Source organism: Streptomyces sp. NBC_01428 (assembly GCF_036231965.1).
In the GTDB taxonomy this organism is placed as follows: domain Bacteria; phylum Actinomycetota; class Actinomycetes; order Streptomycetales; family Streptomycetaceae; genus Streptomyces.
In genome coordinates this window covers 2819603-2841956 of the sequence record NZ_CP109499.1, presented here as the reverse complement: position 1 = coordinate 2841956, position 22354 = coordinate 2819603, and the positions used below count along the sequence as shown (strand labels likewise).

Here is a 22354-nt window from a genome sequence, read left to right as displayed (position 1 = left end):
TTTCCGTCTGCCCGGGCGAAGTACCGCCCCGGGCGGACGGCGGGGGCCGGTCGCACGGTTGTCCGCGTCCCTCGGGGCGCCGAATATCCGTCGAGCGGCCCCACCCGTTCGTTGTACGGTTCAGAGGTCCCTGCCAAGCGCATTGGCAGGTCGTCTATCCCGTACCGGCGGGACATCCGGTTACACATGTATGTGGGGACGCTGTCCTTCGATCTCCTCCTCGGCGACGTTCACTCGCTGAAGGAGAAACGCTCTCTCGTCCGGCCGATCGTCGCGGAACTCCAGCGGAAGTACGCGGTGAGTGCCGCCGAGACGGGGAACCAGGATCTTCATCGCAGGGCAGAGATCGGCCTGGCGGTGGTCTCCGGAGACACCCAGCATCTGTCCGACCTCCTGGACCGGTGCGAACGCCTGGTCGCGGGACGGCCGGAAGTGGAACTGCTGTCGGTACGGCGCAGACTCCACACAGACGAAGACTGACGAAACAAGCAAGGCGAAGAAGGAGACGGACCAGTGGCCGACAACGCGCGGGCGAAGAGGCTGGCGGACCTCATCCGAGAGGTGGTGGCCCAGAAGCTGCAGCGCGGGATCAAGGACCCGCGGCTCGGCACTCACGTCACCATCACGGACACCCGGGTCACCGGGGACCTCCGGGAGGCCACCGTCTTCTACACGGTGTACGGGGACGACGAGGAGCGCGCGGCGGCCGCCGCGGGCCTGGAGAGCGCCAAGGGCGTGCTCCGCTCGGCGGTCGGCGCCGCGGCGGGCGTGAAGTTCACGCCGTCGCTGACGTTCGTCGCGGACGCCCTGCCGGACACCGCCAAGACCATCGAGGACCTCCTCGACAAGGCCCGGGCCTCGGACGAGAAGGTGCGCGAGGTCTCGGCCGGCGCGGCGTTCGCCGGTGAGGCGGACCCGTACAAGAAGCCGGGCGAGGACGACGAGGACGACGCCGCGGAATGACGGAGAAGCCCCGGACGCCCGACGGACTGGTCATTGTCGACAAGCCGTCGGGCTTCACTTCGCACGACGTGGTCGCCAAGATGCGCGGGATCGCGCGCACCCGGCGGGTCGGCCACGCAGGCACCCTCGACCCCATGGCGACGGGCGTGCTCGTCCTCGGTGTCGAGAAGGCCACCAAGCTCCTCGGACACCTCGCGCTCACCGAGAAGGAGTACCTCGGCACGATCCGGCTCGGCCAGAACACGCTGACCGACGACGCCGAGGGCGACCTCATCTCGTCGACGGACGCCTCCGGCGTGCGGCGCGACGCGATCGACGCGGGGGTCGCCAAGCTCACCGGCGCCATCATGCAGGTGCCCTCCAAGGTCAGCGCCATCAAGATCGACGGCGTGCGCTCCTACAAGCGGGCGCGCGAGGGCGAGGACTTCGAGATCCCGGCCCGCCCGGTGACCATCTCGTCCTTCGCGGTGTACGACGTCCGTGACGCCGTCGCCGAGGACGGCACTCCCGTGGTCGACCTGGTCGTCTCGGTGGTCTGCTCGTCGGGGACGTACATCCGGGCGCTCGCCCGCGATCTCGGCGCGGACCTGGGCGTCGGCGGCCACCTCACCGCCCTGCGGCGCACCCGGGTCGGCCCCTACAAGCTGGACTCCGCGCGCACGCTCGACCAGCTCCAGGAGGAGCTGACGGTCATGCCGGTCGCGGACGCGGCCTCGGCGGCGTTCCCGCGCTGGGACGTCGACACCCGGCGCGGTGGCCTGCTGCTGAACGGTGTGCGCCTGGAGATGCCCGAGGAGTACACGGGCAAGGGCGCCGTGGCGGTCTTCGGCCCCAAGGGCGAGTTCCTCGCGCTGGTCGAGGAACAGAAGGGCAAGGCCAAGAGCCTCGCCGTCTTCGGCTGAGGTCCGGCAGCGCCCGGACAGCTCCGCCCGTGGAGCGGCGGTCACGGGGTCTCGTGCCCGCCGCTCCACGGTCCCCCCTCGGTTCCCCCTCTCAAGGTCTATCCATCCCGCCGCGCCTGTTCACCCCTTCGGGCGGGCGCTCGGAGTGAACCGAGGTGTGGAAGGGGGCGCGTTCACCACGCGATCTGTCCCGTCGATCACCCCGCGCCTACCGTCGGAACGAGGAACGCGGCGGGGAGGATCGAGCATGGCGGGACGAGGCCCGCGGACCGGGGACCTGGAGCTGCCGGACGCCGTCCGCGCGACGTGGGACGACGCCCTGGTGCGCGTCTGCGACCTGGCGGGACGCCCCCGCGGCACGGGGTTCGCCGCCGACCACCACGGAACGGTCGTCACCAGCCACGAAGCCGTCGACGGCCTGGTCCGGCTCGTGCTGCACTCCGGTGACCGCAGCTGTGTGGTGACGGCCGACGCCGTGGTCCCGCTGCCCGACGCCGGTCTGGCGCTCGTCCGCACCGAAGGTCTCGGCCTCGACCCGCTTCCCGTCTCCGTGCGGGACCACGTCGCGACCGGCACGTACGTCAGGATCGCGGCGGGCACCTGGCGCGAGGCGCGGGTGCTGGAGACGTCCGCCGTGACGTACACCTCCACCGACCGCCGTCATCTCCTGCGCGGTGTGCTGGAGTTGGCGATCGGCACCGCGGGCGCGGACGCCCTCCGGCTGGGCGGCGGAGCGGCCGGGGGACCGGTCGTCGACGCCGCCACCGGCACCGTGGTCGCGGTCCTCGGCACCGCCCTGCTCCCGCGGACCGAGGACGGCACCGGCCCGGGGGACTCCGCCGTCCACCGGGCACCCGGCTTCGCCGTCCCCCTGCGCGGCGTCCCCGGCCCGCTCGCCGAGCTGCTCGCCCGCAACGCGGTGACGGTGCCCGCGTACGGAGCCGATCTGAACCTCGCCGGCGCCCTGGAGCTCACCGCGACCTCGGTCGGCTCGGACGGACCGCGTCCGCCGGGCCCGCCCGGGTCGGTGGGACCGGCACCCGAGCCCGTCGAACGCGCCGACGTCGTCCGGGAGTTCACCGCCTTCGAGGCGGGCCCCGCCGCCGTCCTCGGGCTTGTCGGCCCGCCCGGCAGCGGCCGTACGACGGAACTGGCGGCCCTCGCCGCCCGCCGCTCCCAGGGGCCGGAACCCGCCCCCACCCTGTGGCTGCGCGGCGCCGACCTCCTCGCCGGGGACAGCTCGGTGGCCGACGCGGCGACACGCGCCCTGGAGCGCGCCGGGCGGATCGTGGCGGCGTCGCGGCAGAACCCCGGAGCGGAACCGGGCGAGGACCCGCGCCGGCCCGCCGGGGCGGAGCTGCTGCCTCCCGCCGGGTACGCCGGGGAGCTGGGCGACATCGGGCCGGACCGGCTGGCCCGCCTGGCGTGTGCCGCAGGCAGGCCGCTGCTGCTCCTGCTGGACGGCCCCGAGGAGATGCCGCCCGAGCCGGCCCACCGGCTGCCGGCCTGGACGGAGGCGACGGCGGCCTGGCTGGCGGAGACCGGAGCGCGGCTCGTCATCGGCTGCCGGGCGGAGTACTGGGAACACGCCGGAGCGGAGTTCCCCGCGGAGCTGCTGCACGGGCCGGGCAGCCCGGTCTCCCCGGGGGGTCCTCCCGCGCGGGCGGCGGGCCCGCCCCTGCCTCCCTGCGTGCGGCTGGGGGACCTGACGGAGGAGGAGGCCGCACGGGCCCGGTCGCGCGCCGGGATCCCCGAAGGCGTCCTCGCCGGCGATGACGCCCGCCATCCCCTGGTGCTGCGGCTGCTCTCCGAGGTCCGCGCCGCGCTGCCGGACCCGCCGGGCGAGGCACTCGACCGTGACGCCGTGTTCGCCGCCCACCTCGACCTGATGTGCCTGCGGGTCGCCGTCCGGCTCGCCGCGGCGAACGGCGTGCGCGGCACCGCCGTACGCCGACTCGCCGCCCGGGTCTCCGGCCAGGTGCACGAGGCGGCGCGGCGCAGTCTGGGGCCCGGGCAGGGCGAGCTGGACCGCGCGTCCTTCGAAGCCGTCTTCCCCTGGGGACCGGCACCGGGACCGCGCTTCGCCGGCACCACGGGCTGGGCGTCCGCCGTCCTCACCGAAGGGCTCCTCGTCCCGGCCGGCGACGGCTACCGGTTCGCCCACGAGGAGCTGGCCGACTGGATCCAGGGCACGCACCTCGACCTGGACGGCGCGCTGCACACCCTGGTCCACCGGACGCGCACCCCCGCCGGCACCGGCCAGGGCTCCGGGCATGCCGGCGCCACCGGACCGAGCCGCCGCCGCACCCGCCGCGCCCCCTCGCCGCCGGCGACGTCGACGGGTGCCGCGCGGGCCTCGGTGACCTCCCGCAGGTCCTCGGGGGCCACGGTCCCCGTACCCCGCCATCGCATCGGCCCCGTCGTCGAGACCCTGCTCCTGCACGGCCGTCAACAAGGGCCCGCCGAACTGACCCTCCGTCTGGAGGACCTCCTGCAAGCGGTGGACGACCTTCTTCCGCCGGGGCGGGACCCCGCGGGCGACGCGCTCTGGTGGGCCACCCATCTCTGTGCCGACGTCCTGCTCCGGGTGCCCGACGCGACGCCGTACACCGGCGTCCTCGTGCTGCTCACCGAGCGGATCGTGGCCTGGCGGGAGCAGGGCCGGGCCGTACCGGCGCCCTTCGGCCCGGCGTTCTGGGCCGCCGTGCCGCTGCCGCCCGCCGAACGCTTCGACCTGCTCAGGCGCCTGGTCGTCACCGACCCCCGGCGGGCCGGGGCGGCCGACGCGATCCTCCCCGGAGAACCGCAGGCCGCACCGCGCCATCTCGACACCGTCGCCCGCCTCCTCGCCGAGGACCCCACGGCCGTCCAGCCGCATCTCACCCGCTGGTTCGACGACGAGCGGGGGCTGCCCGCGATGCCGCACGCGACCGTGGCGGCGGCCGCGCAGGCCCTGCTGTACGCGCACCGGCGGCGGGCTCTGGACGACCTGGCGGAGGCCCTGGTCGACTGCGCGCACCGGCGCGGTGACGAACTGCTGGCCGCGCTGGCGGAGGAGGAGCCGTCGGCCGTGTGCCGGGCGGTGGACCGGTGGGCCCACGACGAACGCCCGGCCCGCCGGGTCGCCGCCGTCGCGTTCGGGCTGCGCGCCGCGCCGTTCGCGGCCACCGGAGCCGACCGCGAGCTGCTGCGCTACGCCGCGCTCGCCGTGCTCGCCCGCCCCACCGACGCCACCCTGCACGGCGGCGCCCTCGGCATCCTCGTCCGGGATCCGCGCACCCGGGAGCCGTATCTGCCCCAGGCGCTGGAGCGCTTCGCGGCCGGAGACGCGCGGCTGTCGCCGGACACCCTGGTCGCCGCGCTCGCCACCCACCCGGAGCCGGTGTTCGCCGCCTTCCGCGAGCGGCTGCGGCGCCCCGGCCCGGACACGGCCGAGCTGCTGCGCACCCTCGCCGACGTCACCACACCCGCACTCGCCCGCCGGATCGCCACACTGGTCCGCGAGACCGTGGAGACCTGCCCGGAGACCGCCCCGCACATCGCCGCGTTCGTCGAGCGGCGTCTGGACCACGGCGAAGGCGCCCACCTCGTGCTCTTCCCCCTGGTCAGCGGCCTGCTCGCGGGGTGTTCCCGCGCGGTGCGGACAGCCCTTGCGCAGGTCCTCGCCGCGCCCGACACCACGGCGTCCGCCCTGTTGCGGCGCGACCTGCTCGACCTGCTGCTGGCCCACGAACGGGACCCCGCCGTCCTCGACACGGTCCTGAGTGCCGCCGCCCACGGCTTCGGCCCGCGCGGCGAGGAACCCACCCGTGACCTGGTGCACCGCGTCGGCCGCCTCCTCGTCCGAACCCCCGCCGGAGCCACCGGATTCGACCGCGGACTCGTCGACCTGGCCCGGCGCGTCCCGGGCTTCGCCTCCCTGATGGCCCGCTGGCTGAACGGCACGCCCGACGACTGGTCCTCCGTCGTGGGCCCCAGCACCCGCCGCATGATCGAGAACCTCGCGGGGCCGCGGGTCCCGGCCTGAGCCCGCCGTGAACGGCTCCCGGCGCTGAGCGATGTGTCACAGCCCGATGCCGATGCGAGCGGTGCCCGTCCGGCATGGCACCCTTAGAGCTGCGAATGAGGCAATCACGGACACGGGTTCGACAAGGAGCGGTCACAGTGCAGCGCTGGCGTGGCTTGGAGGACATCCCCGAGGACTGGGGGCGCAGCGTCGTCACCATCGGTTCCTACGACGGGGTGCACCGCGGACACCAGCTGATCATCCGGCATGCCGTGGACCGCGCCCGCGAACTGGGCGTCCCCTCCGTCGTGGTCACCTTCGACCCGCACCCCAGCGAGGTGGTCCGCCCCGGCAGCCACCCGCCGCTGCTCGCCCCGCACCACCGCCGCGCCGAACTGATGGCCGACCTGGGCGTGGACGCGCTGCTGATCCTGCCGTTCACCACCGAGTTCTCGAAGCTGTCGCCCGCCGACTTCGTGGTCAAGGTGCTCGTCGACAAGCTGCACGCCAAGGCCGTCGTCGAGGGCCCCAACTTCCGCTTCGGCCACAAGGCCGCGGGCAACGTCGACTTCCTGCGCGAGCAGGGCAAGACGTACGACTTCGAGGTCGAGGTCGTGGACCTGTACGTGAGCGGCGCGGCCGGCGGCGGTGAGCCGTTCTCCTCGACACTGACCCGGCGGCTGGTCGCCGAGGGCGATGTCGAGGGCGCGCGCGAGATCCTCGGACGCCCGCACCGCGTCGAGGGCGTCGTCGTCCGGGGCGCCCAGCGCGGCCGTGAACTCGGCTTCCCCACGGCGAACGTCGAGACCCTCCCGCACACCGCGATCCCCGCCGACGGCGTCTACGCGGGCTGGCTGCACGCCCAGGGCGAGATCATGCCCGCCGCGATCTCCGTCGGCACGAACCCCCAGTTCGACGGCACCGAGCGCACCGTCGAGGCGTACGCCATCGACCGCGTCGGCCTCGACCTCTACGGCCTGCACGTCGCCGTCGACTTCCTCGCCTTCGTCCGTGGCCAGGCCCGCTTCGACTCCATCGAGGACCTGCTGGTGGCCATCGCGGACGACGTGAAGCGGTCGCGGGAGATGATCGAGGCGTACCCGGGCGAGTAGCCCCCGCCGTACGACACGCGAGCGGCCGGTGCCCTGGTGGGCACCGGCCGCTCCGTCATGTCGTCACGTCTCGAGGGCGGCTGCCGTGCCGCGCCCGGTCACGCCTCGGCCCGCACCGCCCGCGCCCAGTGGCAGGCCACCTGGGTCCCGCCCGCGCCGTCCAGCACGGCCAGGTCCTGTCCCCGGCAGGCGTCCGCGACACCCGCCCGCTCCGCCTCCCCGCTCGCCAGCACCTGGCAGCGGGCGTGGAAGCGGCAGCCGCCCGGGATGCGGGAGGGGTCCGGGGGCTCGCCCCCGAGCACGACCGGCTCGCCCGGAGCCTCCGGGAGGACGGACAACAGGGCCTGCGTGTACGGGTGTTGAGGTGAGGTCAGGACCTGTTCGACGGGGCCGGTCTCCACGATCCGGCCGAGGTACATGACCGCGACCCGGTCGGCGATGTTCCACGCGAGGCCCAGGTCATGGGTCACCACCAGTGCGGACAGGCCGAGTTCGTCGCGCAGCCGCAGGAGCAGCGCGAGGATCTCGCCGCGGACGGAGGCGTCGAGGGAGGCCACCGGCTCGTCGGCGACGATGAGTTCGGGCTCCAGCACGAGTGCTCCGGCGATGACGACGCGCTGACGCTGGCCGCCGGACAGTTCGTGCGGGTAGCGCAGGAAGAACCGCTCGGGAGGCCGCAGACCCGCCCGGGACAGCGCCCCCGCGACCGCCGCGCGCTCGTCGCCCCCGTACCCGTGGATGCGCAGCCCCTCTGCCACCGCGTCGTACACCGTGTGGCGCGGGTTGAGCGAGCCGCTCGGATCCTGGAGGACCAGCTGGACGCGCCTGCGGTACGCCTTCAGGGCGCGGGAGGAGTAGTCCAGCGGCCGGCCGTCGAAGGTGACACCGCCGCCGGTCGGCGGGACCAGACCGAGCAGTGAGCGGGCCAGAGTCGTCTTGCCGCAGCCCGACTCGCCGACCAGGGCGACGATCTCGCCGGGCCGGATGTCGAGGTCGACGCCGTCGACGGCACGGGCGCGGTCGGCGCCCTGCCGGCCGGGGAAGGCGACGTGCAGGGCCCGCGCGCTCAGCAGGGGCCCGGTGGTCACGGGGGGTGTCGTCGTCATGGCGTGCTCCTGACCGGTTCGGCGTCCACGGCCGTGCCCGCGTGGACGCAGGCCGCCCGGCGGCCGGCCCCCGCGTCCCGCAGCACCTGGTCGTCCGTCACACACGCGTCCACGGCCACCGGACAGCGGGGGTGGAAGGTGCAGCCGGACGGCAGGTCGGACGGGTCGGGCGGATCGCCGGGCAGACCGCGCGGCGCGAACCGCGACCCGGCATCGCCGATCCGCGGGAAGGCGGCCGACAGGGCCTTTCCATAGGGGTGTCGGGCGTTCTCGTAGACCTGTCGTGCGGGGCCCTCCTCGACGACGCGGCCCGCGTACATCACGGCCAGCCGGTCACAGGTGTCGGCCAGTACGGCGAGGTCGTGGCTGATCATGACGAGCCCCACCTCCTGCTCGCTGACGAGCTGTTCGATCAGGCGGAGGATCTGCGCCTGGATCATCACGTCGAGCGCCGTGGTCGGCTCGTCGGCGATGACGAGCTGGGGGTCGCAGGCCAACGCCATGGCGATCATGACGCGTTGGCGCTGACCGCCGGACAGCTCGTGCGGGTAGGCGTCCGCGCGGGCGGCCGGCAGCCCCACCTGTTCGAGGAGTTCCCCCGTTCTCCGCCGCGCGCCCGCCGGGGTCGCCTTCTTGTGCAGCAGGATCGGCTCGGCGATCTGGTCGCCGACGCGGTGCACCGGGTTGAGCGAGTGCATCGCGCCCTGGAAGACGATCGACGCGCCAGCCCAGCGCACCGCCCGCACTCGGCCCCACTTCATGGTCAGCACGTCCTCGCCGCCGAGGAGGATCTCCCCGCTGGTGTGCGTGCCCGCGGGAAGCAGCCGCAGCAGGGCCAGCGCCAGCGTGGACTTGCCGCACCCCGACTCGCCCGCGATGCCGAGCTTCTGACCCGCGTCGAGCGAGAGGTCCACCCCGCGTACGGCGGCCGCGCCGCCCGGATAGGTCACGGCGAGGTTCCTGACCTCCAGCAGCCGTTGCCCGCTCGGCGTCCTGGACGCCTCCGGTGTCCTGTCGGTCGTCGTGCTCACCGTGTCACCCCCAGCTTCGGGTTGAGGACCGACTCCACCGCGCGGCCGCACAGTGTGAACGCCAGCGCGACCACCGCGATCGCGACGCCCGGCGGCACCAGGTACCACCACTTGCCCGCGCTGACCGCGCCCGCCTCCCGGGCGTCCTGGAGCAGCCCGCCCCACGACACGACCGTCGGGTCGCCGAGGCCGAGGAAGGCGAGCGTGGCCTCCGCGAGGATCGCCGACGAGATGATCAGCGTCGTCTGGGCCAGCACCAGCGGCATCACGTTGGGCAGCACGTGCCGGGTCATGATGTGCCAGTGGCCGCCGCCGAGCGCCTTGGCCCGCTCGATGTACGGCCGCGACTCCACGGCGAGGGTCTGCGCGCGCACCAGCCGGGCCGTCGTGGGCCAGGTGGTGACGCCGATCGCCAGGATGATCGTGCCGAGCGAGCGGGTCATCACGGTCGCCAGCGCGATCGCGAGGACCAGCGTCGGCATCACCAGGAACCAGTCCGTGATCCGCATCAGCACGGTCGCGTACCAGCCGCGGAAGTGCCCGGCGGTGATCCCGATCAGCGCCCCGATCGCCACCGACAGGACGGCGGCGAGCAGCCCGACCAGGAGGGAGACGCGGGCGCCCCACACCACCAGCCCCAGCAGGTTCCGCCCGAACTGGTCGGTCCCCAGCGGGAACGCGGCGCTCGGACTTTCCAGCGGGTCGCCGGGCGCGTTCGTCACGCTCTGCACGTCGGATCCCACGGTCAGCGGGGCGGTCAGCGCGATCAGGCCGAACAGGGCGAGGGCGGCGAGTCCGAAGACGCCCGCCCGGTGCGTGCGGTACTGCTTCCAGAAGCGGACCGCGGAGCGGCGGCGGCGCTGCCGGGCGAGGGTACGGGGGCTCGACGGGACGGTCTGCGGCGTCGCTTCGGTCGTCATCGGCCCGTCCGGCTCGGTCGTGGTCATCGGCCCACCCGGGGGTCGAGCAGCGGATAGATCAGGTCGGCCAGCGTGTTCATCACGATCACCGCGGCCGCGAAGACGAAGAACAGCCCCTGCACCAGCGGCAGATCGGGCACGCTCAGCGCCTGGTAGAACAGCCCGCCGAGCCCCGGCCAGGAGAAGACCGTCTCGACGAGGATCACGCCCGCGACCGTCCGGCCGAGGTTGATGAAGATCAGCGTGACCGTCGGCAGCAGCGCGTTCGGCACCGCGTGACGGCGGCGTACGAGATCGTCCCGCAGCCCCTTCGCGCGGGCCGTGGTCAGATAGTCGCTGCCCATCTCGTCGAGCAGCGCCGAACGCGTCACCAGCAGCGTCTGCCCGTACTCGACGGCGACCAGCGTCACCACCGGCAGGACCAGATGGTGGGCCACGTCGACGACGTACGCGAAGCCCTCCTTGTCGCCCGACTCCATACCGCCCGTCGGGAACAGACCGGGGACCGGCCCCATGCCCACGGAGAAGACGATGATGAGCAGCAGCCCCAGCCAGAACGACGGGATCGAGTAGAGGGTCAGCGCCAGGCCGGTGTTGACGCGGTCGCTCGGCCTGCCGTGCCGCCACGCGGACCGCGTGCCGATGAAGATGCCGAGCGCCGTGTAGAGGACGAAGGCCGTCACCGTGAGCAGCAGGGTGTTCGGCAGCGCCTCGGTGATCTTGTCGATGACGGGGGCGCGGAACTGGTACGACGTGCCGAGATCGCCCGTGAGCGCCTTGCCGCAGTAGTCGGTGAACTGCTCCCACAGCGGCAGGTCGAGGCCGAACTCCTTCCGGTAGTTGGCGAGTTGCTCGGCGGACACCTGACGGCCGCCCGTCATGTACTTGACCGGGTCGCCGGGGATGAGCCGGAACAGGAAGAAACTGGTGACGAGGACGGCGAGCAGGGAGACGGCGGCGCCGCCCAGCTTGCCCGCCACGTACCGCGGATAGGCGGTACCGGCGCGCGCCTTCCGCCCGCGGGCCGACGGCCCGGCCGGAGCCGGACCGCCGGTCGCCTCGACCAGCGAGGGTGTTGCCTCAGCGGTCATGAACCACTCATTCGCTCGTACGATCACGGGGCCCCGGGCCACGGTGCTCCCGGGGGAGGGCGGCGCGGGCACTACTCACGGTCGTCGGCCGTCGAGCGGCGGCGCATCGCGAGGAACGCACCGGCGCCCACGAGGACGACGACGCCCGCGGCGATGCCGATGATGACGCCCGTCGAGCCGGAACCGCCGGAGGACGCACCGGAGGAGTCCGCGGGAACGGCCGACCACCAGCTCCAGTAGCCGTCCTGGCCGTAGATGTTGCCCGCGGCCTTCGGCATCGTCTCGATCGACTTGATCTGGTCCGTGCGGTAGGCCTCGACCGCGTTCGGGTACGCCATGACGTTCATGTACCCGGTGTCGTAGAGCCGCGACTGCATCTGCTTGACGAGGTCCGTCCGCTTGCCGGCGTCGTACTCGGCGAGCTGCCGGCCGTACAGGTCGTCGTACTTCTTGTCGCAGATGAAGTTGTCCGTGGCGCCCGTGTCCTTCGGGGTGGCCGGCAGCGCGCCGCAGGTGTGGATCGACAGGACGAAGTCGGGGTCCGGGTTCACCGACCAGCCGTCGAAGGCGAGGTCGTAGTCACCGGCCAGCCACGGGTCGGTCACGTTGTCCAGGCAGTTGAGCGTGACCCCGATGCCCAGTTTCCCGAACCACTCCTTCACGTACTGTCCGACCGCCTTGTCGTTCGGGTCGGTGGCGTGGCAGAGGATCCGGTAGTCGATCGGCTTGCCGTTCTTCTCGACACGCTTGCCGTCGGCGTTCTTCTTGTAGCCCGCCTCGTCGAGCAGCTTGGCGGCCTTCGCCGGGTCGTAGGCCAGCTCCTGGTCCGCGGACGGCTTCCAGGCGTACGTCGAGAAGCGCGGCGGGATGTAGCCCGCGCCCGCGACGGCGTGCCCCTGGAACACCTTGTCGATCAGGGTCTGCCGGTCGATCGACATGAAGAGGGCCTGGCGGACCTTCTGGTCGAGCAGCGACCGGGCGCCGTCACCGAAGTGCTTACCGTCCTTGGCCTGCGCCCCCGGGTTGGTGGCCAGCGCGTAGAAGCGGCGCCCCGGCGCGTCGTTGACCTTGACGTCCGGCTCGGATTTGAGCGCGGTCGACTGCGCGGGCGTCAGGTTGGAGACGAAGGACACCTCGCCCTTCTGCAGTGCCGCGACGGCAGCGTCCCCGTCCTTGTAGTACTTGAAGACCAGTTCGTCGAACTTCGGCGCCCCGCGCCAGAACGTCTTGTTGGGCTTCAGCCGTACGTAGCTGTCGGCCTTGTAGCCCGTCAGGACGAACGGGCCGTTGCCGACGACCGGGAAGCTCTTGTCGTTGTTGAACTTGGAGAGGTCACCGACCTTCTCCCAGACGTGCTTCGGCACGATCGGCACGTCGAGCGCGGCCATCGTGGCCTGCGGCTTCTTCAGCTCGATCACCAGCTTGGTGGGGCTGGGCGCGGTGACCTTCCTGAAGTTGGCGACGAAGCTGCCGTTGGCGGTGCCCGCGGCCTCGTCGGTCATCATCTTGTCGAACGTCCACGCCGCGTCCTCCGCGGTGGCCTGCTGTCCGTCCGACCACCGGGAGTTGGAACGGATCGTGTACGTCCAGGTCAGCTTGTCCGCCGACGGCGTCCACTTCGTGGCGAGGCCCGGGACGGCGTGGTTGTCCGCCGGGTCGTAGTTGGTCAGGTACTCGTACATCAGCCGGTGGATGCTCGTACTGACCAGGCGCGACGCGAGGAACGGGCTCAGCGAGTCGACGCTCTGCGCGACCGCGACGGTGAGGACCTTCTTGCCCTCCTTCGCCTGAGCCTGCTGCGGGGCCGGGTTGAGCGGGGTCGCGAGACCGGCGGACAGGGTGAGGGCGGCGACCCCCGCGGCGGCGACGAGCCGGGGCCGTACCAGGCCTCTGCGGGGCTGCTCTGGTGTCTTCATGGGTCCATGACCTCGCGTCATCGGTTGCGCACAGAAGGCTGGTCGAACGACTTGATCAAGAGGCGTCGGCGGATTTGATCTGTGTGTCTATCAGCGGTGGTCTGCACGAGTCAACGATGCGCGGACCCCATGTGGCCTGCGGAAACAACGAGTTGGCGGCAATTTTTCGCTCATTGGTTCAGACCGGTGAAGGGCCCCTGGTGACGGCCTGACGGCAGGTGGCGGCCCTGGACGCGCGCCCGGAGGACTCCGGAAAAGCGAAGGGCCCGCACCGTCCGTGGACGGTGCGGGCCCTTCGCGTGAACCGGCCCCTCGATGGGGCCGATCGGGTTACTGCTGAGGCGGTGCCGGAGGCGGCGGCGGGGTCTGACCCGGGTGCTGCGGATAGGGCTGCCCCGGCTGGAACTGCCCGCCGGGCTGCGGCGGCGGATAGGCCTGCCCCGGCTGCGGGTGGCCCTGACCCGGGGCCGGGGGATACGGCTGGCCGGGAGCCTGCGGCTGCCCGGGCTGCTGCGGGTAGGGCTGACCGGGAGGCGCCGGCTGGGCGTACGGCTGTCCGGGCTGGGGCTGCTGCGGCACCTGCCCCGGCGCGGGCTGTCCGGGGGCGGGCTGTCCGTACGCCGGCTGACCGGGGGCCTGCTGCTCCGGCGCGTACTGCCCCGGCATCGGGGGCGCGGCCACCGGTGGCGGGTTGCCGTCGTTCGTCCACAGCCCGTGCGACTGCTGGTGGCGCGCGATGTCCTCGGCCACCATCGCGGAGAGGTTGAAGTACGCCTCCCGCACCTTGGGCCGCATCATGTCGAGGTCGACCTCGGCACCCGCGGACAGATGCTCGTCGAACGGCACGACCACGACACCGCGGCAGCGTGTCTCGAAGTGGCTGACGATGTCGTCCACCTTGATCATCTTGCCGGTCTCGCGGACCCCGGAGATGACGGTGATCGACCGCGAGACGAGGTCCGCGTACCCGTGCGCCGACAGCCAGTCCAGCGTCGTGCTGGCACTGCTCGCCCCGTCCACCGACGGCGTCGAGATGATGATGAGCTGGTCGGCGAGGTCCAGCACCCCGCGCATGGCGCTGTACAGCAGCCCGGTGCCGGAGTCGGTCAGGATGATCGGGTACTGCTTGCCGAGGACGTCGATCGCGCGCCGGTAGTCCTCGTCGTTGAACGCGGTGGACACGGCCGGGTCGACGTCGTTGGCGATGATCTCCAGACCGGAGGGCGCCTGCGAGGTGAACCGGCGGATGTCCATGTACGAGTTGATGTACGGGATCGCCTGCACGAGGTCACGGATGGTGGCCCCGGTCTCGCGGCGCACCCGGCGGCCGAGCGTGCCGGCGTCCGGGTTGGCGTCGATGGCGAGGATCTTGTCCTGCCGCTCGGTGGCCAGCGTGGAGCCGAGCGCGGTCGTCGTGGTCGTCTTGCCGACCCCGCCCTTGAGGCTGATGACGGCGATCCGGTAGCAGGACAGGACCGGAGTGCGGATCAGCTCCAACTTCCGCTGCCGCTCGGCCTCTTCCTTCTTGCCGCCCAGCTTGAACCGCGACTGCGCGGCGGCCGGACGACCGCTCTTGACCTTCTGCCGCTTGTTGTTGAGCAACCGGTCGGACGACAGCTCCACGGCCGCGGTGTAACCGAGCGGCGCCGCACCGGGGTTGGTTGGCTGCCGCTGGTCGTGACGCACCGGCTGCGGCCACGCGGTACCCGCCCGCGGGTCCACCGGCGCGGCCGGCTGCTGCACGGGCTCCGGGCCCGGCTGCTGCGGAGGCTGGACCTGCGCCGGCGCCGGGTCGAAACCGGGCTGCGGAGCGGGGGAGTTGGGCGCCTGCTGCGGGAACCCGTAGCCCGGCTGCGGGGCGGGTGCCTGCGGCGGTACGGCACCGGGTGCGGCGGGCTGGGGGAAGCCGTAGCCGGGGGCCTGCGAGGCGGGTGCCTGCTGGTCGTGGGGCGCGGGCTGCTGCTGGGGGAAGCCGTAGGCCGGCGCGGGTGCGGGTGCCTGCTGCTCCGGCGCGGGCGCGGCCTGCTGCGGGAACCCGTAACCCGGCTGTGGGGCAGGTGCCTGCGGCGGTACGGCACCGGGCGCGGGCGCGGCGGGCTGGGGGAAGCCGTAGCCGGGGGCCTGCGCGGGGGCCGGCGCCTGCGGGGCCTGGGGCGCGGGCTGCTGCGGGAAGCCGTAGGCGGGGACGGGCGGGGCCGATGGAGCCGGGCCGGCCGGCGGGACCTGAGCACCGGGCTGCGGGAAGCCGTAACCGCCCTGCTGCGGAGGGATCGGCGCCGGCGCCGCGACCGGAGCGGCCGCAACCGGGGGCTGGGCCTGAGCCTGAGCCGGTGCGGGGACGGAGCTGTCGTGGACGGGCGGCTGCGCCGGTACGGGCCCCTGCGGCGATCCCGCGACGACGGGCTCACCGGGGAAGGGCCAGGCCGGAGGCCCCGACTGCGGCGCGGGCTGAGGGGCCGGGGCCGGAGGCTGGAACGGCTGGCCGGGCGCGGGCTGCGCGGCGGGGGGCTGGAACGGCTGACCCGGCGCGGGCTGGGGCGCGGGCGGCTGGAAGGGGGCGCCCGGTGCGGGAGCCTGCGCGGCCGGGGCCTGCTGCGGATCCGGAACGTACGGCGGAACCGGTGCCTGCGGCGGAACCTGACCCGGGCCGGGGGCCTGAGCGGGCTCGGTGGAGGCGGGCCACTGCGCGGCGGGGGCGGGAGCCGCGGGCTGATAGGCGGGCGGCAACGGCGGCAGCCCGGTCTGCGGAAGCGGCGGCGGCGCCCAGGCGGGGGGCGCGTCCTGCGGCTCACCGGCCGTCGGTGTACCGGTCTGCGGCTCGCCGCCCGTGAGAGCGTCCGCCGGTACAGCGTCGCGCACGTCGTCGTCCGCCGGGACCTCGCCCGGCGCGGCGTGCTCGTCGGCGGCGGGGTGCGCTGCCACGACGTCGGCGGCTTCGGGCGTCTCCGCGGGCGTACCGCCCGGTGCGTCGGTGAACTCGACTTCGGGGGAGGGGACTTGAGCGTCGTCACGGGGCGCGTCGCCCGCCACCGGCGCGTCGGACGCACCGATCCGGTGGACCCCGGCCTCCAGCGACTGGTACGCGAGAACCGGGTCGATGGCGGGCGCGGGCGGGCCCACGGGCTGGGCGGGGATGACGGGCTCGGGCTCGACGGCCTCGGGCTCGGTTGCCACGGGCTCGACCGGGACGGGGAGGTCGGCGTCGGCGGCGCCCTCGGCATCGGCCTCGCCCGCGTCCCCCTCCTCGTCTCCGTGCGGGGCCTCGGCGTCCGGCCCGTCCGCGCTCTCGGCCCGAGGGTTTCGGTCTGCCACGTCGACGTCCTCGACCTCGCCGTCACTCTCGCCCTCGGAGGCGACCTCGGCAGAAGCAGAACCAGGAGCAGAAGAGGTCGCAGAAGCAGAAGCGGTCGCAGAAGCAGGAACGAGATCGGGAGCGGGAGCGGCCGGAGCGGTGTCCTCGGCCTCGGCGACCTCCGCACCCGTCCGTTCCGCGATCTCGCGCTTCACCGCGGCGGCGGAGAACCGCATGGTGGCGCCGCTCTCCAGGTCCCCGCTCGCGGAGTCGGCCTCGTCCGAGGCGGCGTCCGACGGGGTGCTGTCCGGCCCGGCGACGGGAACGGCAGGAGCCGGGGGAGAAGCGGGAGCCGGAGCGAGCGGGGGAGCGGGCGGCGCCCACTGCGGCTCGAAACCGCCCACGGGAAGGTTCGGCACGGCGGCGGGGCCGACCGCGTCCGGGACGGGCGGCACGGCGACCGCCGCGTCGTCGCTCCGCGCGGAGCCGTCGGAGTCTGCCGGAGCGTCCGCGTCGACCGGCTCCTCCACGTCCGCATCGGTGTCCGATGCGTCCGTGGCGTCCGTGTCGTCCGTGTCGTTCGTGGCGTCCGAATCCCCGGAGCCGCCCGAGGCGTTCTGCGTGTACCAGGCCGGCGGCGCGTAGTCGATGGTGAACTCGCCCGTCGTCTCGACGGCGGACTCCGCGTCGGACTGGTCATCGCCGGGCGTGGCCCAGCCCCCGCGGATCCCGTCCCGATCGCTGTTCACAATTCCTCCTGGTGTGGTCGAGCACCCTCAAGCCGTGCCGGGGCGACCGTCTGCTTGTCGTCCGTGGGCGTCCCTGAACGACCGAGGCCGTCCGAAGTCCGTACGAGGTCGACCGAATTGACCCGGCTCCCCCTGGAACACGAGCCTCCCGTCCACGGGTTCTGGCGTCGCGCCCTGTCCCAGCCTAATCACCATGACTGTCAGGAGGGCAGGCCCGTCCACCCCACCGCGGACGCCCGCTACGTCACACCCTGCCCAGAAGTGGCGTACACACGCTCACGATTGAGCCCCAAAGCAGACAAACAGCAGCAAGGGCCGGAGCGGAGAGGTTCTCCGCTCCGGCCCTTGCTCGCTCGGCGTTCACACGGCGTCGGGCAGCCGCCCACCGGACGGCCGCCGACCGTTGCCCTGCTCCGCTACTGCTGCGCCACTACTCCGCTACTCCGCAGGCAGGCTCTCGGCGTGCGGCGCCGGCTCCAGGTCGAACTCACCGTCCCGCGCACCCAGGACGAAGGCCCGCCACTCCGCCTCCGTGTACCGCAGCACCGTCCCGGGGTCGAGCGACGAGCGCATGGCCACCGCACCCCTGGGCAGATACGCGATCTCGACCCGCTCCTCGTGCTCCTCGGTGCCGGGCGCGCTCTGCCATTCGACGCCCGAGATGTCCAGGGCGTAGAGCTCGTCCTTCTCCCGCTCCTTGCGCGCCTTGACGTCCTTGTCCGCTTCCTCGGCCATGTTCCGCCGGCCCCTTCCCCACGTACGAATGACCTCTGCGGCGTCACCCTAGTGGCCTGGACCACACCGCCCGGGAACCTTCCGTGACCCGGACAGACGCGTCCGGCCAGGCTGGTACCCTGTGTAACGGCCGTTTGTGTACGCACCCCCGGAGCGCTGCTCTGGAGGCCGCGCCCATCGGATCCCCGCCTTCCGAGTCACGGAAGCTCCCCTGAGAATTCGACCAGGGGCACTCGGTGGCAGACACGAGACTACAAGGAGTAAGCGTGCCGCTCGACGCCGCTACGAAGAAGCAGCTCATCAGCGAGTTCGGTCAGAAGGAGGGCGACACCGGCTCCCCCGAGGTCCAGGTCGCCATGCTGTCGCGCCGGATCTCGGACCTGACCGAGCACCTCAAGACCCACAAGCACGACCACCACTCCCGCCGTGGTCTTCTGATCCTGGTCGGCCAGCGTCGCCGCCTGCTTCAGTACCTGGCCAAGAAGGACATCCAGCGCTTCCGTGCGCTGGTCGACCGCCTGGGCATCCGCCGCGGTGCGGCCGGCGGCGCCAAGTAAGACGCCGTGAAGGGAGCGGTTCCCGCGTCGGGAGCCGCTCCTTTTGCTGTATGTGCCGCCGCACGGCCTTGTACGTGCGGAGTGTCACCGACGCTTTGTAGTGTGGTAGCACAACGCAATACGCAGGAAACAGCACGTACGAACAGAGCGTGACGAAGCCGTACCCGCCGGGTAGGGCATCTCACGACACCGAACGAGGAGAAGCGCGCCTCGCCGCCGCCGGTCCTCGGTAGTGGCCCCCGGGCGTAACAGCCCCGGGTGCTTCGATCGAAGACCGGCCCGCACCAGGAGGAGCGCCTCTCCGCCACCGTCCCCCTGCCACACGGGCAGGACGGGACGAAGACGAGGAGAAAACACTAGTGGAGAACGAGACCCACTACGCCGAGGCCGTCATCGACAACGGTTCCTTCGGTACCCGCACCATCCGCTTCGAGACGGGCAGGCTGGCCCGTCAGGCCGCCGGCTCCGCCGTCGCGTACCTGGACGACGACACCATGGTGCTGTCGGCCACCACCGCCTCCAAGAAGCCCAAGGACCAGCTCGACTTCTTCCCCCTGACGGTGGACGTCGAGGAGCGGATGTACGCCGCCGGCAAGATCCCCGGCAGCTTCTTCCGCCGTGAGGGCCGTCCCTCCGAGGACGCCATCCTCACCTGTCGCCTGATCGACCGCCCGCTGCGTCCGTCCTTCAAGAAGGGCCTTCGCAACGAGATCCAGGTCGTCGCGACGATCATGGCCCTCAACCCCGACCACCTGTACGACGTCGTGGCGATCAACGCCGCCTCCGCGTCCACGCAGCTGGCCGGTCTGCCCTTCTCCGGCCCGGTCGGCGGCGTCCGCGTCGCGCTGATCAACGGCCAGTGGGTCGCGTTCCCGACGCACACCGAGCTCGAGGACGCCGTCTTCGACATGGTCGTCGCCGGTCGCGTCCTCGAGGACGGCGACGTCGCGATCATGATGGTCGAGGCCGAGGCCACCGACAAGACGATCACGCTCGTCCAGGGTGGCGCCGAGGCGCCGACCGAGGAGGTCGTGGCCGCCGGCCTCGACGCCGCGAAGCCCTTCATCAAGGTCCTCTGCAAGGCGCAGTCGGACCTCGCCGCCAAGGCCGCCAAGCCGACCGGCGAGTTCCCGATCTTCCTGGACTACCAGGACGACGTCTTCGAGGCGCTCACCGCCGCGGTCACGAGCGAGCTCGCCCAGGCGCTCACCATCGCCGGCAAGCAGGACCGCGAGGCCGAGCTGGACCGCGTCAAGGAGATCGCCGCCGAGAAGCTGCTCCCGCAGTTCGAGGGTCGCGAGAAGGAGATCTCCGCCGCGTACCGCTCGCTGACCAAGAAGCTGGTCCGCGAGCGCGTCATCAAGGACAAGGTCCGCATCGACGGCCGCGGCGTCACGGACATCCGTACGCTGGCCGCCGAGGTCGAGGCCATCCCGCGCGTGCACGGCTCGGCGCTGTTCGAGCGTGGCGAGACCCAGATCCTGGGCGTCACCACCCTGAACATGCTCCGCATGGAGCAGCAGCTGGACACCCTTTCCCCGGTGACCCGCAAGCGCTACATGCACAACTACAACTTCCCGCCGTACTCCGTCGGTGAGACGGGCCGCGTCGGCTCCCCGAAGCGCCGCGAGATCGGCCACGGCGCGCTCGCCGAGCGCGCGATCGTGCCGGTCCTGCCGACCCGCGAGGAGTTCCCCTACGCGATCCGTCAGGTGTCCGAGGCCCTCGGCTCCAACGGCTCGACGTCCATGGGCTCCGTCTGCGCCTCGACCATGTCGCTGCTGAACGCCGGTGTGCCCCTCAAGGCCCCCGTCGCCGGTATCGCCATGGGTCTGATCTCCCAGGAGATCGACGGCAAGACGCACTACGTCGCCCTCACCGACATCCTCGGTGCGGAGGACGCCTTCGGCGACATGGACTTCAAGGTCGCCGGCACCAAGGAGTTCGTGACCGCCCTCCAGCTGGACACCAAGCTGGACGGCATCCCCGCCTCCGTCCTGGCCGCGGCCCTCAAGCAGGCCCGCGACGCCCGCCTCCACATCCTCGACGTGATGATGGAAGCGATCGACACGCCGGACGAGATGTCCCCGAACGCCCCGCGGATCATCACCGTCAAGATCCCCGTGGACAAGATCGGTGAGGTCATCGGCCCCAAGGGCAAGATGATCAACCAGATCCAGGAGGACACCGGCGCCGACATCACGATCGAGGACGACGGCACCATCTACATCGGTGCCCAGCAGGGCTCGCAGGCCGAGGCCGCGCGCGCCACGATCAACTCGATCGCCAACCCGACCATGCCGGAGGTCGGCGAGCGCTACCTGGGCACCGTCGTGAAGACGACGACCTTCGGTGCGTTCGTGTCGCTGCTCCCGGGCAAGGACGGTCTGCTGCACATCTCGCAGATCCGCAAGCTCGCCGGCGGCAAGCGCGTGGAGAACGTCGAGGACGTCGTCGGCGTGGGCTCCAAGGTCCAGGTCGAGATCGCCGAGATCGACTCCCGCGGCAAGCTCTCCCTGATCCCCGTGATCGAGGGCGAAGGCGACGATGAGAAGAAGGACGACACCGACAAGTGACGTCGAGTAGCTCCACGACGACGGCCCGCACCTCCTCGGAGGCGCGGGCCGTCGCCCGTACCCAAACCCTGATCAAGGGCACGAACGGCATCGGCACGGTCCGCAAGACCACCCTCCCCGGTGGCCTGCGCATCGTCACCGAGACGCTCCCCTCCGTGCGCTCCGCCACCTTCGGCATCTGGGCACACGTGGGCTCCCGCGACGAGACGCCGGCACTGAACGGCGCCACGCACTACCTGGAGCACCTGCTCTTCAAGGGCACCAGCCGCAGGTCCGCCCTGGACATCTCCTCGGCGATCGACGCGGTCGGCGGCGAGATGAACGCGTTCACGGCCAAGGAGTACACGTGCTACTACGCGCGCGTGCTCGACACCGACCTGCCGCTCGCGATCGACGTCGTCTGCGACATGCTGACCGGCTCCCTCATCGTCGAGGACGACGTCAACGTGGAGCGCGGCGCGATCCTCGAAGAGATCGCGATGACCGAGGACGACCCGGGCGACTGCGTGCACGACCTGTTCGCGCACACGATGTTCGGCGACAACGCCCTCGGCCGCCCCGTCCTCGGCACGGTCGACACCGTCAACGCCCTGACCGCGGACCGCATCCGCCGCTTCTACAAGAAGCACTACGACCCGACCCACCTCGTGGTGGCCGCCGCCGGCAACGTCGACCACAACAAGGTCGTCCGCCAGGTCCGTGCCGCCTTCGAGAAGGCGGGTGCCTTCAAGAACGCCTCGGCGACCCCCATCGCCCCGCGCGACGGCCGGCGCACCATCCGCACCGCCGGCCGCGTCGAACTGCTCGGCCGCAAGACCGAACAGGCCCACATCGTCCTCGGCATGCCGGGCCTCGCCCGCACCGACGAGCGGCGCTGGGCCCTCGGCGTCCTGAACACGGCCCTCGGCGGCGGCATGTCCTCGCGTCTCTTCCAGGAGGTCCGCGAGAAGCGCGGCCTGGCCTACAGCGTGTACTCGTACACCTCGGGCTTCGCCGACTGCGGTCTCTTCGGTGTCTACGCGGGCTGCCGCCCGAGCCAGGTCCACGACGTCCTGAAGCTCTGCCGCGACGAGCTGGACCGGGTCGCCGAGCACGGCCTCTCGGACGACGAGATCGGCCGCGCCGTCGGCCAGCTCCAGGGCTCCACCGTCCTCGGCCTCGAGGACACCGGCGCGTTGATGAACCGCATCGGCAAGAGTGAGCTGTGCTGGGGCGAACAGATGTCCGTCGACGACATGCTGGCCCGGATCGCCTCGGTCACCCCGGACGAGGTCCGCGAGGTCGCCCGGGACATCCTGGGACAGCGGCCCTCGCTGGCGGTCATCGGCCCGGTCAAGGACAAGCAGGCGTCGCGGCTGCACGACGCGGTCGCCTGACCCCCGTCTCGATAAGGAACGA

General features: G+C 72.3%; 15 protein-coding genes. 8 read left to right on the top strand and 7 right to left on the bottom strand.

The window, feature by feature from the left end:
- Positions 1-186: 186 nt before the first annotated feature.
- The 5 genes from OG406_RS12170 to OG406_RS12150 all read left to right on the top strand — a co-directional run bounded on the left by OG406_RS12170 (position 187) and on the right by OG406_RS12150 (position 6983).
- The gene (locus OG406_RS12170; RefSeq protein WP_081219726.1) at positions 187-480 is read left to right on the top strand and encodes a DUF503 domain-containing protein; all 294 of its coding nucleotides are present in this window, start codon (positions 187-189) and stop codon (positions 478-480) included.
- A 33-nt stretch (positions 481-513) separates the two neighbouring features.
- Positions 514-963 carry a 30S ribosome-binding factor RbfA gene (rbfA, locus tag OG406_RS12165; protein ID WP_081219727.1) on the top strand — a complete coding sequence of 150 codons (450 nt, stop codon included), beginning with the start codon at positions 514-516 and terminating at the stop codon, positions 961-963.
- The gene (gene truB, locus OG406_RS12160; protein ID WP_266846475.1) at positions 960-1865 is read left to right on the top strand and encodes a tRNA pseudouridine(55) synthase TruB; all 906 of its coding nucleotides are present in this window, start codon (positions 960-962) and stop codon (positions 1863-1865) included. Before rbfA ends, truB begins: the two co-directional genes overlap by 4 nt.
- 247 nt (positions 1866-2112) lie before the next feature.
- Positions 2113-5892 (top strand): trypsin-like peptidase domain-containing protein, encoded by a 3780-nt coding sequence (locus OG406_RS12155; RefSeq protein ID WP_329185690.1) that lies wholly within the window; start codon positions 2113-2115, stop codon positions 5890-5892.
- Positions 5893-6029: 137 nt separating this feature from the next.
- Positions 6030-6983, top strand: coding sequence for a bifunctional riboflavin kinase/FAD synthetase (locus OG406_RS12150; RefSeq protein WP_081219730.1), 954 nt, complete (start codon positions 6030-6032; stop codon positions 6981-6983).
- Between the two features lie 98 nt (positions 6984-7081).
- On the opposite strand, the gene OG406_RS12145 is transcribed toward OG406_RS12150, so the two are convergent.
- The 7 genes from OG406_RS12145 to OG406_RS12115 form a co-directional block, all read right to left on the bottom strand.
- Positions 7082-8089: an ABC transporter ATP-binding protein gene (locus OG406_RS12145; RefSeq protein WP_164370824.1), complete on the bottom strand. Its 1008-nt coding sequence runs from the start codon at positions 8087-8089 to the stop codon at positions 7082-7084.
- On the bottom strand, positions 8086-9120 hold the full coding sequence (locus tag OG406_RS12140; RefSeq protein WP_266617018.1) for an ABC transporter ATP-binding protein: 1035 nt from the start codon (positions 9118-9120) through the stop codon (positions 8086-8088). The genes OG406_RS12145 and OG406_RS12140 overlap by 4 nt, the downstream gene beginning before the upstream one ends.
- A complete protein-coding gene (locus tag OG406_RS12135) occupies positions 9117-10040 on the bottom strand; it encodes an ABC transporter permease (RefSeq protein ID WP_164370828.1) in 924 nt (307 codons plus the stop codon). Before OG406_RS12135 ends, OG406_RS12140 begins: the two co-directional genes overlap by 4 nt.
- Before the next feature lie 23 nt (positions 10041-10063).
- Complete coding sequence (locus tag OG406_RS12130; protein ID WP_081219733.1) at positions 10064-11131, bottom strand: ABC transporter permease; 1068 nt, start codon at positions 11129-11131, stop codon at positions 10064-10066.
- 71 nt (positions 11132-11202) lie between these two features.
- Positions 11203-13047 (bottom strand): ABC transporter substrate-binding protein, encoded by a 1845-nt coding sequence (locus tag OG406_RS12125; RefSeq protein WP_267048673.1) that lies wholly within the window; start codon positions 13045-13047, stop codon positions 11203-11205.
- Between the two features lie 330 nt (positions 13048-13377).
- A complete protein-coding gene (locus OG406_RS12120; RefSeq protein ID WP_329185687.1) occupies positions 13378-17088 on the bottom strand; it encodes an SCO5717 family growth-regulating ATPase in 3711 nt (1236 codons plus the stop codon).
- Positions 17089-17526: 438 nt separating this feature from the next.
- Positions 17527-17823 carry a DUF397 domain-containing protein gene (locus OG406_RS12115; protein WP_329185685.1) on the bottom strand — a complete coding sequence of 99 codons (297 nt, stop codon included), beginning with the start codon at positions 17821-17823 and terminating at the stop codon, positions 17527-17529.
- 266 nt (positions 17824-18089) lie between these two features.
- Between OG406_RS12115 and rpsO the strand changes: the two genes are divergently transcribed.
- From rpsO to OG406_RS12100, 3 genes are all read left to right on the top strand, one after another.
- Positions 18090-18380, top strand: coding sequence for a 30S ribosomal protein S15 (gene rpsO / locus OG406_RS12110; RefSeq protein WP_081219736.1), 291 nt, complete (start codon positions 18090-18092; stop codon positions 18378-18380).
- Between the two features lie 359 nt (positions 18381-18739).
- The gene (locus tag OG406_RS12105; RefSeq protein ID WP_164375399.1) at positions 18740-20956 is read left to right on the top strand and encodes a polyribonucleotide nucleotidyltransferase; all 2217 of its coding nucleotides are present in this window, start codon (positions 18740-18742) and stop codon (positions 20954-20956) included.
- Positions 20953-22332, top strand: coding sequence for a M16 family metallopeptidase (locus tag OG406_RS12100; protein ID WP_329185683.1), 1380 nt, complete (start codon positions 20953-20955; stop codon positions 22330-22332). The genes OG406_RS12105 and OG406_RS12100 overlap by 4 nt, the downstream gene beginning before the upstream one ends.
- The last annotated feature ends 22 nt before the right edge of the window (positions 22333-22354 follow it).